1 protein-coding gene is annotated in these 17,871 nt (G+C 66.7%); it reads right to left on the bottom strand.

The window, feature by feature from the left end:
* Positions 1 to 26 precede the first annotated feature (26 nt).
* On the bottom strand, positions 27 to 17,871 hold a 17,845-nt coding region (locus MFF34_RS12970), incomplete at its 5' end, for a BapA/Bap/LapF family large adhesin (RefSeq protein WP_238214444.1).

Genomic DNA, 17,871 nt, shown 5'->3' with positions numbered 1-17,871 from the left:
GATTGCCCGGCGGGATTGCAGCGGCCTCAGACGACATGGATACCGTTCTGCACCCACAAGTGATGGCTCGGATCCTCCTGGGCCGTGTATTGGTTATAGTCGATGCCGTCGGCAGTTTGGTTCCCGACCAGCGCCCAGTTGTCCGTCATGTGAACCGAGTCCTTTTCATCCCCTTTGATGACCAGTGTGTCGTTGCCGGTTTCGGTGATCGCGACCACGTCCGCCAGGTTCAGGGTCAACGCCACCGAGCTGGTGTCGTTGAGGTCGATCACTTCGATGTCGTGGACCCGTCCGACCAGGTTGCCCAGGTCGATGCTGGCATCGCCGCCGCCCCACAGCAGGGTGTCGTTGCCGCTGCCACCCTCGACGCTGGCGAAGTTCTGGTCGACCACCACCAGGGTGTCATCGCCCGCACCACCCTGCAGGGTGATGTGGCCGCCTTGGCTGCCATCGAGGTGGTCATTGCCATCGGTGCCGGCAATCACTTCGCTGGAGGCCACGGCCGCGAGACTGGCCAGTGCCACGCCTTCGTCACCGCTGTCGGCCAGCAGCGAGCTGGTGGCCGTGAAGTTGGCGGCGTTGTCCAGGCTGATGGTCAGGTTGGCGGTGTCGGTAGTGCCGTTGGGGTGGGTCAGCTCGTAGGTGAAGGTTTCATGCTGGCCAATCACCGCATTGGTCAGCCCGGCGTTGAGGGTGTAGGTGTAGCTGCCGTCTGCTTGCACCAGCAGGGTGCCGTAGCTGCCCGCCACACTGACCCCGTTGTAGCCCGGGATGGTGTAGGTGTTGGCCGCCGTCATCACACTCAGCACGGTCAATGGCGAGCCAAGGTTGTCGTCGGCCAACAGGTTGCCGGTGACCGCCGTGGCGCCGCTGACCACGAACTCGGTCAGGTGCGTGGTGGTGGCGTTGACGCTGGTGGTGATCGAACTGGCCAGGCCGATGCCGCCCGCGGTGACGCGCACGTGGTAGGTGCCTGCCCCCTGGTTCTGGAACGTGTAGCCCGCACCACCGCCGAGCAGGCTGATCAGCGAGCCGCCGCCGACCGACTGCACCAGCACGTACTGGCCGGTCGCTGGGTTGAGTTTGAGCAGGTCGATGGTGGTGCCATTGAGCAAGCTCAGCAAGTTGGTGGAGTTGACCACCACTTGCAGGTTGGCCGTGGTGTCGGCGGCAACGCTGGTGGTGTAGGTGGCCTGGCGTGTGCCGATCAAAGGCAGGCCCAGTGTGCCCAGCGAGGCTGTACTGGTGTCCACCCGGTTGGCCAGGGTGAGGTGGCTGGTGCCGGCGTCGTTGACCGCGTCGAGCACTGTGGCCGGTGCACTGTAGTTGGTGTCGCTCCAGATCTCCGTGGCTTGTGGGCTGTCGATGCGCACATACAGGTTGGCCGCATCGGAGGCGCCGTTGGCGTGCAGCAACTGGTAACTGAACACATCGACCTTGCCGACGCTCGAGGGGCTGCCGTTAGGCGTGTAGGTGTAGCTGCCGTCACCGCGGATCACCAGGGTGCCGTACAGGCCCTGCACCGTGGTGGCGCTGCCCGCCGACACATAGCTGCCGTTCTTCATCACCTGCAGCACGGCGGCGCTGTCCGGGCCAAGGGCGTCGACGCTGCCGTCGGTGCCAACATCGGTAATGACGTTGCCGGTTTTTGCCGTGCCGGTGCCGGTGAACTGCGTGAGGCTGGTGGTCTCGATGTCCAGCGTGGTGGTCACGTTGGTGACCAGGCCGATGCCGCCACTGCCGACCGTCAGGCGATAGTCACCGGCCTGCAGCTCGCCGATGTCGACACGAATGCCTTGGCCCAGCGGCAGAAGGATGAGGTCGAGCAGGCCTTGGCTGGTGCCCGTGGCCAAGGTCACCCAGTTGCCGGCAGCGTTCTTCACTTGCAGGGTGAAGGTGGCGTTGTCGAGCAGCGACAGCGCGCTGCTGGTGGTCAGGGTCAGCGTCGGGTCCACGGTAGTGCCGGCACCGACCGTCCAGGTGTAGGTCTTGGTGAAGCCTGCCAGCAAGGTGGTGAAGCTGTCCTGATAGCTGCGCGAGCTGACCACCGGTGCCAGGTTGACCTCGGCGGTCACCAGGTTGTCGCTGGCGATTACTGGGGCGTTGGCATCGACGTCTGGTGCGGTGATGTTGACGTTACCGGACACGTTGCCGCGCCCGTCGCTGAGGGTCACCGACAGCAACTGGCCGTTGTCCTGAGGCGGGCTCAGGGTCACGGTGAAGTTGCCGTCCGGTTGTACCACCGCCGTTTGCAGCACGGTGCCGTTGGCACTGCGCACGGTGACGGTGGCGCCCACTTCGCCGCTACCGGTGAGGGTGCTGCCGTCGGCGCTGATCGCCAGGTTGCCGGCGGCTGCAGGCGGGGTCAGGTCCGGTGCGGTGAGCGCAGTGCCGGTCGAGACATTGCCTGCACCGTCGGTGAGGGTGACGCTCAAGGCCTGGTTGTCGATCTGCGCCGCAGTCAGGCTGACCACGAACAGGCCGTTGCTGCCCACCGTGGCCGTGCCGATGACAGTGCCTGCGCCGTTGCGCACCGTCACGGTGCTGCCGACCTGGCCAGAGCCGCTGACGGCCGTGCCGTTGGCGTTGATGGTGGCCAGCGGCGCGGCTGGCGGTGTGGTGTCCGGGGCTGTCACGTTGACGCTGCTGGACAGGTTGCCGGTAGGGTCGGACTGGCGCACCACCAGCAGTTGCCCATCGTTTTGCTGTGTGGTCAGGGTGATGGTGAACGTGCCATCGGCTTGAACCACGGCCGAGCCCAGCGGGCCGTTCGGGCCTTGCACGGTCACGGTTGCACCCGCCTCGCCACGCCCTGTGAGCTCGGTGCCAGCGCCATTGATGACCAGGTTGGTCGGCGCGGCCGGTGGCTGCACGTCGATGGCGGTGACGCTGGTGCTGCCAGACACGTTGCCTGCCGCGTCAGCCTGGCTCACGCCCAATACCTGGCCGTTGAGCTGCGGGGTATTGAGGTTGATGCTGAACGCGCCACCGGCATTCACCTGCCCAGTGCCGAGCACGTTGTTGCTGGCGTCGCGCACGGTTACCGTGGCCCCGGCCTCACCGGTACCGCTCAGTACCAGGCCGTTGGCAGACAGGCCGGTCACCACCGGGTTAGCCGGTGGCGTGATGTCGGCGGCCTGCACGAAGGTCGGTTGCGATTCGCCGCCCACCAACGCCACAGCCGTCACGGTCAGGTGCTGGCCGTTGAGCTGCGCCGCGTTCAGTTGCAGGGTGAAGGTGCCATTGAGGGTGGCCCCGCCGGTGCCGATCAGGTTGCCGGCGGCATCGTAGACGCGGATACCGACACCACTCGGCGCATTGCCCTGCAAGGTCAGGCCATCGCTGCCCAGGGTCACATTGGTTGGCGGCACGGGTGGTGCTACCAATGGCGTGACATAGGTCGCGACCGCCGAGGTGTTGAAGCCGTCAGATTGCGTCACCCCCAGCGTAGCCAGAATACCCGCAGGCGGTACCAGCGTGATCTGGAAGTTGCCGGCCGCATCCACTTGGCCAGTGCCCAGCACAGTGCCGCCGCGGCTGACGGTGACGATCGCATTCGGCTCGCCTTTACCGGTCAGCACGTCGAAGGTGTTGTTGATGGCCATGTCCGTGACCACGGCAGGTGGCGAGGTGTCGTTGGTCTGGTAGCTGGCAGGCAACGAGCTGTTGCCGGCATCGTCGGTGGACACCACGGTCAGCAGTTGGCCGTTGTTTTGGGCTGGGTTGATGGTGACGGTGAACTGGCCGTTTGCTGGGACTTCCACCTCGCCGACCACATTGTTGTTCGGCCCGCGAACGGTGACGGTGGTGCCTGCTTCGGCGGTACCGGTCATCGAGGTGCCGGCCGGGTTGAGCAACAGGTCGCTCGGCTGTACCGGTGGCGTCAGGTCTGGCGCGGTCACTTGCAGTGGCGCAGACGGGTTGCCGGTGGCGTCCTGGGCGATGAGGGTCAGCACTTCGCCATTGATTTGCGCCGCGTTCAGGTCGAGCACGAAGGTGCCGTCCGGGTCGACCGAGACCTGGCCGAGCAGGTCGCCCTGGTTGTTGACCACGGTGACCCGTGAGCCGGGCTCGCCGGTGCCGATCAGCTGGGTGCCGCTGTCGTTGATCGTGGCGATCACCGAGGCGGGCGGTGTGATGTCAACTGCCGTGGTCGTGCTGATCTGCGAGACGTTGTTGCGGCCATCGGTCAGGGTCACTTGCAGCACCTGCCCGTTCAGCTGCGCCGAGCTCAGGTTGACCTGGAACGTACCGTCCGCGTCTACCTGGACCGTGCCGATTTGCGTGATGCCGACATAGACCCTAACGGTCGCACCCGCTTCGCCGACGCCGCTGAGCAGATCGCCCGCTGCGTTGAGCCGCAGTTCGGTCGCTGCCTCCGGTGGCGTGAGGTCCGGCGCCCTGACGTTGACCGGCGCACTGATGTTGCCGGGTGGATCGGCCTGCTGTACCGACAGGATTTCGTAGTTGATCTGCGGCGGTGTCAGTTCGACACGGAAGCTGCCGTCGGCCAGTACGATGCCAGAGCCCAGCACCGCGCCTGCGGCGTTGCTGACGGTGACGGTTGCACCGGCTTCGCCCAGGCCGATGACCACGCTGCCGTCGAGCGTGATGTCGACATCGGTGAGCGCGGCGGGTGGGGTGAAGTCTGGCGTCAGCAGGGTAGCCGCTGGCGACACGTTGCCGGCAGTGTCGGTCTGGGTGAAGCTGAGCAGCTCGCTGTTACCCAGTGCCGGGCTGAGGATCACGGTGAAATGGCCGCTGGCATCGACAGTGGCTCTGCCAACCTCGCTGCCATCTGGCCCGGTGACGATCAACAGCGCGCCGACCTCGCCGCGTCCGGTGAGGGTGATGCCATCGCTGGAAATGGCCAGCTCGGTTGGCGCGGTGGGTGGGGTGGTATCCGGCGCGGTGATTGGGCTGGCAGCCGACTGGTTGCCAGCGGCATCGGTCAGCACGACTTGCACTTGCTGGCCGTTGGCCTGAGGCGCGTTGAGGTCGACCTGGAAGCTGCCGTCGCCACGCACCACCGCAGTGCCCAGCACGCTGCCATCGGCGGCCAGCACGCGCACAGTGCTGCCCGCTTCGCCGGTACCGTTGAGCAGGCTGCCGCCACCGGCAAAGGCCAGGTTCTCGGCGGCATCGGGCGCCACGCGGTCCGGCGCGATAAGGCTGATGCTGTTGGATTCGTTGCCGGCGGCATCGGACTGGCTGGCGCTGAGCTGTTCGCCATTGATCTGCGCGCTGCCCAGGTTGATGCTGAAGTTACCATTGGCATCGACCACACCAGTGCCGAGGTCGACGCCACCTTCACCGATCACGGAGACGGTGGCACCCGGCTCGCCGCGGCCACTGAGGACCAGCCCATCGCTGGACAGCACGACGTTGGCCAGTGGCAGCGGTGCCGTGGTGTCCGGTGCCTGCAGGGTGGCTGGCAGCGACGTGCTGCCATCGGTGCCTACCGCACTCACATGCAGCACTTCGCCGTTGGCCTGGACGCTGCCGAGGTTGACCGTGAAGGTACCGTCGTTGTCGACCGGGGCTGTGCCCAGCAATACGCCGTTGGGGCCGTAGACAGTGACCGTGCTGCCTGGCGTTGCCGTGCCGGTTACTACCAGGCCATCAGCGGCCAGTACCAGGTTGTCGGGCGTCTCTGGCGCCAGGATGCCCGGTGCGGTGACGGTTTGTGCAGGTGAAACGTTCTGCGCGGCATCGGCCTGCACCACGCTGAGGCTTTCGCCGGTGATGGCGGCAGGTGACAGGTTGACCGTGAAGCTGCCATCGGCGCCCACCGTGGCCGTGCCCAGCGCGGTACCGTCCGGTGCGCGAACGGTGACCGTGGCGTTGGCTTCGCCGGTACCGGTGAGGGTCGCGCCATTGGCGGAGACCGCCAGGTTGGTGACTGCGGCGGGTGGCGTGGTATCGGCTGCGGTGTACGGCGCGGCCGGCGACACGTTGCCTGCGGCATCGGTGGCGGTTACCTGCAAGGTCTGGCCATTGGTCTGGGCACTGTTCAGGGTGACCTGGAAGGTGCCGTTGCTGCCAGCTACCGCAGTGCCCAGCACGTTGCCAGCGGCATCGCGCACGGTCACGGTACTGCCGGCTTCCGCACTCCCGGTCAACTGCAGGCCAGTGGCGGCCAAGGCGAGCGCGGTTGGGGCAGGCGGTGGGGTGAAGTCCGGCGCGGTGACCGCCACGGCGGTGGAGGTGTTATTGCCTGCGTCGGTCTGGGTCACGCTCAAGTGCTGGGCGTTGAGTTGAGCGTTGTCCAGGGTCAGGGTGAAGCTGCCGTTGGCGCTTACCAGGCCGGTACCGATGATGGTGCCATCCGGGCCGCGCACGGTGACGGTGGCGCCGGCTTCGCCGAGGCCGGTCAGGGTCAGGCCGTTGTTGTTCAGCACCACATTGGTCAGCGGCGCTGGCGGTGTCAGGTCAGGGGTGGTGACATTGACCGCTGGCGAGGTATTGCCAGCCGCATCCACCTGCGTGACGCCGATGGCCTGGCCGGTGGCTTGCGGGGTGTCGAAGACCACCGTGAAGCGGCCATCGGCCCCGACCACGGCCGTGCCGAGCACAGTCCCGGCGGCATTGCGCACCTGGACGGTGGCGCCTGCCTCACCGCTGCCCGACAGCTGCTTGCCGTCCTGGCTCAGTACGGGGTTGCTGATGGCTGCAGGCGGCGTGCGGTCTGGCGTCGCCAGGCTGGCCGGGCCAGAAATGTTGCCGGCGGCGTCGCTGAGCGTGACCTGCAGCGGGCTGCCGTTGGTTTGCGCGCTCGGCAGGGTGATCTGGAACTGGCCGAGTTGGTTGACGGTGCCGGTGGCCAGAATGGCGCCGCTGGCATCGCGCACGGTGACGGTGGCACCGGCCTCACCTTCGCCGCTGAGCACGGTGGCCGCGCTGTTGAGGCTGAGGTTGCTGGCCGCCAGCGGCGCCTGCAGGTCAGGGGCCTGCAAGGTGGCTGCGAGCGACACGTTACCGGCCGCATCGGCCTGGGTGACGATCAGGTTCTGGGCATTGGTCAGCGGTGGCGCGAAGCTGATGCTGAACAAGCCATTGCTGCCGACGGTGGCAGTGCCAAGCACGTCGCCTTGGGCATTGACCACTCGTACGGTCGCCCCCACTTCGCCATGGCCGGTCAGCGTGCTGCCGGTGCGGTCGATGCCATCCACGATCGGGGCGGCTGGCGCGGTGGTGTCGTTGGCCACGAGGGTGGCGGGTACCGATGGGTCGCCATCGACCGTGGTGCGCGCGGTGACCACCAAGGTCTCGCCATTGAGCTGGGCATTCTGGAAGAACACCCGGAAGGTGCCATCGCTGCCCACCGTTGCCGTGCCCAGGGTAATGCCGCCCGAGGTCACGGTGATCAGTGACCCGACGGTGCCTTGGCCGGTGAGCAGGAAGCCGTCGGCGCTGATGGCAAGGCCGCTTGGGGTAACGGCTTCGGTGCCATCCGGGCCGTCCAGCGAAACGGGGGTGGACTCGTTGCCGGCAGGGTCGATCACCACCACGTCGACGGTTTCGCCCTCCGCCAGTGGCGGCGTGACGGGTACCACGAAGGTGCCATCCGGCCCGACGGTTTCGCTGCCGCGTTCACTGCCATCCGGGTTGCGGATGACGACTGTACTGCCAGGTTCGGCGCCGCCGCCGACTACGCTGCCATCCGGGCTGACGGTGACCCCCGTGGCCGGGAGCGGGTCGGTGGTATCGGGTGCCGTGACTGTGATGGGCGCAGCGCTGTTGGCCCCGTCGCTGACTACCACGGTCACAGGTTCACCGTTGGTCTGCGGAGTCGGCAGCGTGACGCTGAAGCTGCCGTCAGGGTTCACCGGCTCGGTGGTCTCGTTGCCGGCTGCATCCCGCACCGTCACCGTCGTTGCGCCCGGCGCGTTGCCGGTCACGGTGGTGCCATCCGGGCTGACCACCACCTCGGTGGGCAGTGCTGGTGGGGTGATGTCCGGTGCAATGATCGGGGTGGGCAGGGACTCGTTGCCCGCGGCGTCGGTCAAGGTGACCTCCAGCGCCTGGCCATCGAGTTGTGCAGGGGACAGCGGCACCGTGAAGTTACCGCCTGCTGGCACAACCACAGAGCCCAAGAGGCTGCCGTCAGGGGCGCGCACTTCGACGGTCGAACCTGCCTCACCGGTACCCTGGATGGCGTTGCCGCCCGGGGTAATGGTAAGCCCGGCCGGCGCGGTGGGGGCGGTGCTGTCGTCGGCCGTGAAGGTGGCCGATGGCGAGGCATTGCCGTCGTTATCGATCAATACCACCGACAGCACTTCGCCGTTGGTCTGGGCGGGTGTGAGAGTGACGGTGAAGGTGCCGTCGCCATTCACCGGGATGGTGCCCAGCAAGTCCCCGGCAGCGTTGCGTACTTCCACGGTGCTGCCGGGTTCGCCCTGGCCGCTGAGTTCCGTGCCTGTCGGGTCCAGGCCCAGGCCTTGCGCAGCTTCCGGTGCCTCGAGATCAGGTGCGGTCACGAGGGCGGCGGGGGAGTCATTGCCGGCGTTGTCGGCCTGGGTGACGGACAGGGTCTGGCCATTGAGCTGTGGCGGGTCGATGGTCACGCGGAAGCTGCCATCGGCCTCGACCACGGCGGTGCCCACGACTGCGCCAGCCGTGCCGGTGACGGTTACCGTCGCACCGGGTTCACCGGTGCCGGTGAGGGTTCGGCCATCAGCGGACAACGTGGTGCCGGTCGGGGTATCCGGTGCCTCGCTGTCGGGTGCCGGCAGGGTGACGGCGGTGGACAGGTTGCCGGTTGGGTCGCGTTGTTCCACGGTCAGTGCCTGGCCGTTGGTCTGCGGCGGGTCCAGGGTGATTTCGAACGCGCCGTTAGCGCCGACCACGACCGTGCCCAGCACGCTGCCATCCGGCGCGCGTACGGTCACAGTTGCATCGGGTTCGCCGGTGCCGGTGACGGTCAGGCCCGCGCCATCGATGGCTACCTCGCCAACCGCTTGCGGTGGCGTGGTATCAGGCGCTGTGAAGTTGACCGGGCCTGCGCTGTTGCCGAGGCTGTCGGTGGCGTCCACGGTCAGGCTTTCGCCATTGCGCTGAGGCTGGTTGAGGGTGACGTCGAAGCGGCCGTCGCCACCTACCGTGGTGGTGCCCAGAATGGTGCCATCTTCTGCACGCACGGTGATGGTCGAGCCGCTCTGGCCCTGCCCGGTGAGGTGGAGGCCGTTGGTGTCGATGGCCAGGCCCGAAGGCTGCAGCGGGCCGTCCAGGTCGGGCGCGTTGACGGTTGCGGTAGAGGTGTTGCCTGCAGCGTCGCGCAGGGTTACGTCCAGTTCCTGGCCGTCGGTTTGCGGCGGGGTCAGGACCACGCTGATGACGCCATTGGCACCCACCTGGGCGTTGCCCAGCACATCGCCCTGGGCGTTGGTGACCTGCACGGTGGTGCCAGGCTCGCCGCGACCGGTGAGGGTGCTGCCATCGGCGCTCAGTTGCAGGTCGCTGGCCTGGTTCGGCGGGGTGATATCAGGGGCAATGATCTGGGTCGGCAGCGAGTTGTTGCCATCGGCATCGATGGCGACTACATCCAGTGTTTCGCCGTTGGCCTGCGCTGGCGTGAGGCCGATGGTGAAGCCGCCGCCAGGGCCGGCCTGGGCACTGCCCAGCACATTACCCTGTGCGTCGCGCACCTCGACCTGCGTGCCCGCAGGGGCACTGCCGCTGATGGACGAGCCGTCGGCTGCCAGCACCAGCCCGCTCGGGCTTTCGGGCAGCGGTGCATCAGCAACGATGACGGCGATGCCCACCGACTCATTACCCGCAGCATCGGTTTGCACCAGGACGATGGCCTGGCCTGCCGCCAGCGGCGTTTCGAGGTCAACCACGAAGGTGCCGTTCGGGGCGACGGTGCCGGTGCCGATAACCGTGCCATCGGCATCCTTCACCTCCACTTTGGCGCCGGCTTCGCCGCGGCCGGAGACTGCCAGGCTGCCGGCACCCGCGACGACGTCAGTGATGATCGCCGGTGCGGTGATGTCCGCTGCCACGTAACTCAGTGGCACCGAGGTGTTACCCGCGGCATCGACCACGGTGATGGCCAAGGTTTCGCCATTGGCCTGGATCGGGTCCAGGGTGAGGGTGAAGGTGCCGTCGGGCTCGGCGATGGCGCTGCCAATCAAGTTGCCAGACGCGTCGTGGACGTTCACTCGGGCGCCAGGTTCGGCGCTACCGGTCAGGCTGATGCCCTCGCTGAGGACAAGGTCGGTAGGTTGCAGCGGCGCGGCGAGGTCGGGCGTGAGCACCGAGCTCGGTTGCGAGGTATTGCCAGCGGCATCGGTCAAGGTCACCTGCAGGGACGAGCCGTCTGCAACCGAGGGGGGCAGCTGCACGGTGAAGTCGCCACCGGGTTGTACCGTTCCCGTGACCACCACCTGGCCCTGATCGTTGCGAACCTCCACGGTCGCGCCAGGTTCGCCGCGGCCAGAGAGGGTCAGCCCATCATTGCTGACCACCAGGTTGGTGGCCGGCTCCGGTGGCGTGGTGTCGCCATTGTCGATATCCGGTGCGGTAACGCTGCCGGCCGTCGAGGTATTGCCTGCGGTATCGGTGGCCGTGACTTGCAGCTGTTCGCCATCGACCTGTGCCGGGGTAAGGGTGATGCTGAAGGCACCGCTCGGGCCGACCAGAACGCTGCCCAGCTCGGTGCCATCGGCCGCCAGGACCCGCACCGTGCTGCCCACTTCGGCACGCCCGGTGACCACGCTGCCATCGGTGCTGACGGCCAGTTCGGTAGGTGTGATCGGCGCAGTGATGTCCGGTGCGTTGACTTGTACCGGCAGGGACGATGCGCCGGTGCTGTCGATTGCCACTACATCCAGCAGTTCGCCGTTGGCTTGTGCTGGCGTGAGCACGACGGTGAAGGTGCCTTCGGCGCCGACCACCACGCTGCCGACCACGTTGCCGTCAGCATCGTGGACCTCCACGCGGCTGCCGACCGGGGCGGACCCGCTGATGCTGGTGCCGTCTTCGGCGACCACCAGCTCGCTTGGGCTGGCCGGCGCGGTGGTCACAGGGACATCGAATTGCAGGGCTTCGGAGGCGTTGCCGCTCGCGTCGGTCTGCACCAGGCTCAGGCGCTCGCCTGGCAGTGCCGCCGGGTCGAGGTCGATCAGGAAGGTGCCGTTGGCCAATACCGTGCCGGTGCCGATGACCGAGCCAAGGGCGTCACGCACTTCGACGTTGGCCCCCGCTTCGCCACGGCCGCTCAGGGCCAGGCCACCCGTGCCGACCACGATGTCGCTGACGGCAGCCGGCGCGGAGATGTCCGGTGCATCGAATGGCAGCGGGGTCGAGGTGTTGCCGGCGGCATCTACCAGGCGGATGTCCAGCACTTCGCCATTGGCCTGGGCAGGCGTAAGGGTGAGGCTGAAGCTGCCGTTCTCGTTGACCAGGCCGGTGCCGATGATGTCGCCCGCAGCGTCGCGCACCTGCACGGTGGCGCCAGGTTCGCCGCTACCGGTCAGGGTGACGCCGTTGGCCAAAGCCAAGCCGGTCGGCTGCTCTGGCGCTTGCAGGTCTGGCGAGGTCACCGAACCAGGTTCAGAGGCGTTGCCTGCCGCGTCGGTCAGCACCACTTGCAAGGTGCTGCCGTCTTTCACGGCCGGGTCCAGGGTGATCTGGAAGGTGCCATCTGGGTTGACCGAGCCGCTGGCCACGAGGTTGCCCTCGGCATCACGGACTTGAACAGTGGCCCCGGCTTCACCACGACCATTCAGCTGGCTGCCGGCGAGGGTGATGACCAGGTTGGTGGGTGCGTCTGGAGGCGTGGTGTCGCCGCCGTCGATATCCGGAGCGGTGACCGAGCCGGCGGTTGAGGCGTTGCCTGCAGCATCGGTCGCGGTGACCTGCAGCACCTCGCCATCGACTTGAGGCGGATCGAGGGTGATGTTGAAGGTGCCAGTCGGGCCGACCAGGGCGCTGCCCAGTTCGGTGCCGTCAGCTGCCAGCACCCGCACAGTGCTGCCCGGTTCGGCCCGGCCAGTCACGACGCTGCCGTCGGCGTTGATCGCCAGTTCACTTGGCGCAGTCGGCGCGGTGATGTCGGGTGCGTTGATTTGTACCGGCAGGGACGAAGCGCCGGTGCCATCGATTGCCACCAGATCGAGCAGTTCGCCGTTGGCTTGCGCCGGGTTGAGGATGACGGTGAAGGTACCTTCGGCACCCACCACCACGCTGCCGACCAGCGTGCCATCGGCATCGCGCACTTCCACACGGCTGCCGACCGGGGCGGAACCGCTGATGCTGGTGCCGTCTTCGGCGACCACCAGGTCGCTCGGGCTGGCCGGTGTGGTGGTCGAGGGTACGTCGTACTCGAAGGCTACGGATGCATTGCCGCTTGGGTCGGTCTGCACCAGGCTCAGGCGCTCGCCTGGCAGTGCCGCCGGGTCGAGGTCGATCAGGAAGGTGCCGTTGGCCAAGACAGTGCCGGTGCCGATCACATTCCCCTCGGCGTCGCGCACCTCCACGCTGGCACCCGCTTCACCACGGCCGCTCAGGGCCAGGCCATCGCTGCCGACGACAATATTGCTCACCGCAGCAGGCGGCGTGATGTCCGGTGCATCGAATGGCAGCGGGGTAGAGCTGTTGCCAGCGGCGTCCACCAGGCGGATGTCCAGCACTTCACCATTGGCCTGAGCTGGGAACAGGGTGAGGCTGAAGCTGCCGTTCTCGTTGACCAGGCCGGTGCCGATGATGTCGCCCGCAGCGTCGCGCACCTGCACGGTGGCGCCAGGTTCGCCGCTACCCGTGAGGGTGACGCCGTTGGCCAGTTCCAGGCCGGTCGGCTGCTCTGGCGCTTGCAAGTCTGGCGAAGTCACCGAACCAGGTTCAGAGGCGTTGCCTGCTGCGTCGGTCAGCACCACTTGCAGGGTACTGCCGTCTTTCACGGCCGGGTCCAGGGTGATCTGGAAGGTGCCATCCGGGTTGACCGAGCCGCTGGCCACGAGGTTGCCCTCGGCATCACGGACCTGCACGGTGGCCCCGGCTTCGCCACGACCATTGAGCTGGCTGCCGGCGAGGGCAATGACCAGGTTGGTGGGTGCGTCTGGAGGCGTGGTGTCGCCGCCGTCGATATCCGGCGCGGTGACCGTGCCGGCGGTTGAAGCGTTGCCTGCAGCATCGGTCGCGGTGACCTGCAGCACCTCGCCATCGACTTGAGGCGGATCAAGGGTGATGTTGAAGGTGCCAGTCGGGCCGACCAGGGCGCTGCCCAGTTCGGTGCCGTCAGCTGCCAGCACCCGCACGGTGCTGCCCGGTTCGGCACGACCGGTGACGACGCTGCCGTCGGCGTTGATAGCCAGTTCACTCGGTGCAGTCGGCGCGGTGATGTCTGGCGCAAAGATTTGCGTAGGCACGGACGACAGACCGTTGTCATCGATGGCGACGACATCGAGCAGTTCGCCGTTGGCTTGGGCCGGGTCGAGCACGATAGTGAAGGTGCCATCGGCACCTGCCACGACACTGCCGATCAGCGTGCCATTGGCATCGTGCACTTCGACACGGGTTCCCGCTGGCGCGTTGCCGGTCAGGCTGGTGCCATCGGCATTGATCGCCAGCTCGCTTGGGCTGGCCGGGGCGGTGATCAGTGGTACGTCGTATTCAAAGGCGACGGACGCGTTACCGCTCGGGTCGGTTTGTACCAGGCTGAGGTGCTCGCCGGGTTGCGCTGCCGGGTCGAGGTCGATGAGGAAGGTGCCGTTGGCCAAGACAGTGCCGGTGCCGATCACAGTGCCCTCGGCGTCACGCACTTGCACAGTGGCGCCGGCTTCGCCGCGGCCGCTGAGGACTAGGCCGTCGGAGCCGACGGCAATATTGCTGACGGCAGCAGGTGGCGTGATGTCCGGTGCATCGAATTGGAGTGGGGCAGAGCTGTTGCCGGCGGCGTCCACCAGCCGAACGTCCAGCGCTTCACCATTCGCTTGAGCAGGGCTCAGCGTCAGGCTGAAGCTGCCATCTGCGCCTACTAGCCCGGTACCAATCACAGTGCCCGCAGCGTCGCGGACTTGAACAGTGGCACCCGGTTCACCGCGACCGGTAAGGGTGACGCCTTCGGCCAAGGCCAGGCCTGTGGGTTGGTCTGGGGCTTGCAGGTCTGGCGAGGTGACCGAGCCAGGTTCAGACGCGTTGCCTGCCGCGTCGGTCAGCACCACCTGCAGGGTGCTGCCATCGTTAACGGCTGGATCAAGGGCGATTACAAAATTACCGTCCGCGCCTACGGTGCCAGTCGCCAGCACATTGCCGGCGGCGTCACGTACCTGCACGGTGGCCCCGGCTTCGCCGCGGCCGCTGAGCTGGCTGCCGGCGAGGCCGATCACCAGGTTGGTAGGTGCGTTGGGTGGGGTGGTGTCCACGCCGTCGATATCCGGCGCGGTGACGGAGCTGGCAAGCGACGTGTTACCAGCGTCATCGGTCGCGGTGGCCTGCAACACTTCGCCATCGACCTGAGGCGGGTCGAGGGTGATGTTGAACACGCCGGTTGGGCCGACCAGGGCGCTGCCCAGTTCAGTGCCATCGGCGGCGAGAATACGAACGGTGCTACCCGGTTCGGCACGGCCAGTTACTACGGTGCCGTTGGCGCTGACGGCCAGCTCACTCGGTGCGTCGGGCGCGGTGATGTCCGGCGCAAAGATTTGCGTAGGCACGGACGACAAGCCCGTGTCATCAATGGCCACAACATCGAGCAGTTCGCCATTGGCCTGGGCCGGGTCGAGCACGATAGTAAAGGTGCCGTCTGCACCCGCCACAGCACTGCCAATGAGTGTGCCATTGGCATCGTGCACCTCCACACGGGTTCCAGCGGGTGCGTTGCCGGTCAGGCTGGTGCCATCGGGGTTGATCGCCAGTTCGCTCGGGCTGGCCGGGGCGGTGGTCAGCGGCACATCGTATTCGAGGGCAACGGACGCGTTGCCGCTTGGGTCGACCTGCACCAGGCTCAGGTGTTCGCCAGGTTGCGCAGCCGGGTCGAGGTTGATCAGGAAGGTACCATTGGCAGTGACTACGCCGCGTCCAAGCAGGTTGCCATCCGCGTCGCGCACCTCAACGGTGGCGCCCGCTTCCCCGCGACCGCCCAAGACCAAGCCGCCAGAGCCGACCTGGATGTTACTGACCGCATCCGGTGGGGTGATGTCTGGGGCATTGAACTGCAGGGCAGCGGAGCTATTGCCAGCGGCATCGACCAGGCGGATATCCAGGGCTTCGCCATTGGCCTGCGCAGGGCTCAGCGTCAGGCTGAACGTGCCATCCGCGTTAACCAGCCCGGTACCGATCACAGTACCGGCAGCGTCGCGTACTTGTACGGTGGCGCCAGGTTCGCCGCGGCCGGTGAAGGTGATGCCATTGGCCAGGGCAAGGTCGGTGGGTTGCGCAGGTGGCAGTAGGTCTTGCGAGGTGACCGAGCTAGGTTGAGAAACGTTGCCCGCCGCATCGGTCAGTGTCACTTGCAGGGTGCTGCCGTCGATGACGGCAGGGTCCAGCGTCAGCAGGAAGGTGCCATCTGCACCCACGGTGCCAGTGGCCAGGACATTGCCGGCGGCGTCGCGCACCTGCACGGAGGTGCCAGCTTCGCCACGGCCAGTCAGTTGGTGGCCAGCGAGACCGATGACCAGATTGGTGGGTGCGTCTGGTGGCGTGGTATCGCCGCCGTCGATATCCGGTGCGGTGACGGAGCTGGCGGTGGAGGTATTGCCAGCGGCATCGGTAGCCGTGGCTTGTAGAACCTCCCCATCAACCTGCGGCGGATCGAGGTTGATGCTGAACACGCCAGTCGGGCCGACCAGAGCGCTGCCCAGTTCGGTGCCGTCGGCGGCGAGAATACGCACGGTGCTACCCGGTTCGGCACGGCCAGTTACTACAGTGCCGTTGGCGCTGACGGCCAGCTCACTCGGCGCGGCAGGCGCGGTGATGTCCGGCGCGCTGATCTGGGTGGGCAGAGAAGACAGGCCGGTGTCATCGATGGCGACGACATCGAGCAGTTCGCCGTTGGCTTGTGGTGGATTGAGTTCAAGGGTGAAGGTGCCGTCGGCACTGGCAATGGCGCTGCCGACAAGTGTGCCATTGGCATCATGGACCTCTACGCGGCTACCGGCCGGTGCACTACCGGTGAGGGTGGTGCCATCGGCGTCGATGGCCAGATCGCTCGGGCTGGCGGGAGCGGTGGTCTGAGGTACGTCGTATTCAAGGGCAACGGAAGTGTTGCCGCTTGCGTCGGTCTGCACCAAGCTCAGGTGTTCGCCGGGTTGGGCAGCTGGGTCAAGATCGATCAAGAACGTGCCGTTGGCCAATACAGTGCCTGTGCCAATTACATTGCCGTTGGCATCGCGCACTTCAACGGTGGCCCCGGCTTCGCCGCGACCGCTGAGAGCCAGGCCGTCGGTGCCGACCACGATATTGCTTACGGCCGCTGGCGGAGTGATATCCGGCGCATCGAATTGCAGTGGGGTCGAGCTGTTACCAGCGGCGTCCACCAGACGGATGTCCAGTGCTTCGCCATTCGCTTGAGCCGGGGAGAGCGTCAGGCTGAAGCTGCCATCTGCGCCCACAAGCCCGGTGCCAATCACAGTGCCCGCAGCGTCGCGTACTTGCACGGTGGCGCCAGGCTCGCCGCGACCCGTGAGGGTCACGCCATCAGCCAAGGCCAGGTCAGTTGGCTGCGCAGGTGGCAGCAGGTCTTGGGAGGTGACCGAGCCTGGCTGCGAAACGTTGCCCGCCGCATCGGTCAAGGTCACTTGCAGGGTGCTGCCATCGATTACGGCAGGATCAAGGGCGATTACAAAATTACCATCCGCGCCAACGGTGCCAGTCGCCAACACATTGCCGGCGGCATCACGCACCTGAACCGTAGTGCCCGCTTCGCCGCGGCCAGTCAGCTGATGGCCAGCAAGGCCGATCACCAGGTTGGTCGGTGCGTTGGGGGGCGTGGTGTCCACGCCGTCGATATCCGGCGCGGTGACGGAGCTGGCAAGCGACGTATTGCCAGCGACATCGGTCGCGGTGGCCTGCAGTACTTCACCATCAACCTGAGGCGGGTCGAGGGTGATGCTAAACACGCCAGTTGGTCCGACCAGTGCGCTGCCCAGTTCAGTGCCATCGGCGGCGAGAATACGCACGGTGCTTCCCGGTTCGGCGCGGCCGGTGACAACGGTGCCGTTGGCGCTGACCGCCAGTTCACTCGGTGCGGCTGGTGCAGTGATGTCCGGCGCGGTGATCTGTGCGGGCAGAGAAGACAGGCCGGTGTCATCGATGGCGACGACATCGAGCAGTTCGCCGTTGGCTTGTGGTGGCGTGAGTTCAAGGGTGAAGGTGCCATCGGCACCGGCAGTGGCGCTGCCGATCAGGGTGCCATTGGCATCATGGACCTCTACGCGGCTGCCCGCTGGCGCGGTACCGGTCAGGGTGGTGCCATCGGCATCGATGGCCAAGTCGCTCGGACTTGCAGGGGCGGTGGTCTGAGGTACGTCGTATTCGAGGGCAACGGAAGCGTTGCCGCTTGCGTCGGTCTGCACCAAGCTCAGGTGTTCGCCGGGTTGGGCAGCCGGGTCAAGGTCAATCAGGAAGGTGCCGTTGGCCAAGACAGTGCCGGTACCAATCACATTGCCGTTGGCATCGCGGACTTCCACGGTGGCCCCGGCTTCGCCGCGCCCGCTGAGGGCCAGGCCACCAGCGCCGACCACGATATTGCTGACGGCATCAGGCGGAGTAATGTCCGGCGCGTCGAATTGCAGCGGGGTCGAGCTGTTACCAGCGGCGTCCACCAGACGAATATCCAGCGCTTCGCCGTTCGCTTGAGCCGGGGAGAGCGTCAGGCTGAAGCTGCCATCTGCGCCCACAAGCCCGGTGCCAATCACAGTGCCGGCAGCA

This window comes from Pseudomonas sp. PAGU 2196, assembly GCF_022179005.1.
In the GTDB taxonomy this organism is placed as follows: domain Bacteria; phylum Pseudomonadota; class Gammaproteobacteria; order Pseudomonadales; family Pseudomonadaceae; genus Aquipseudomonas; species Aquipseudomonas kermanshahensis.
This window is presented reverse-complemented; position numbering and strand designations above follow the sequence as displayed.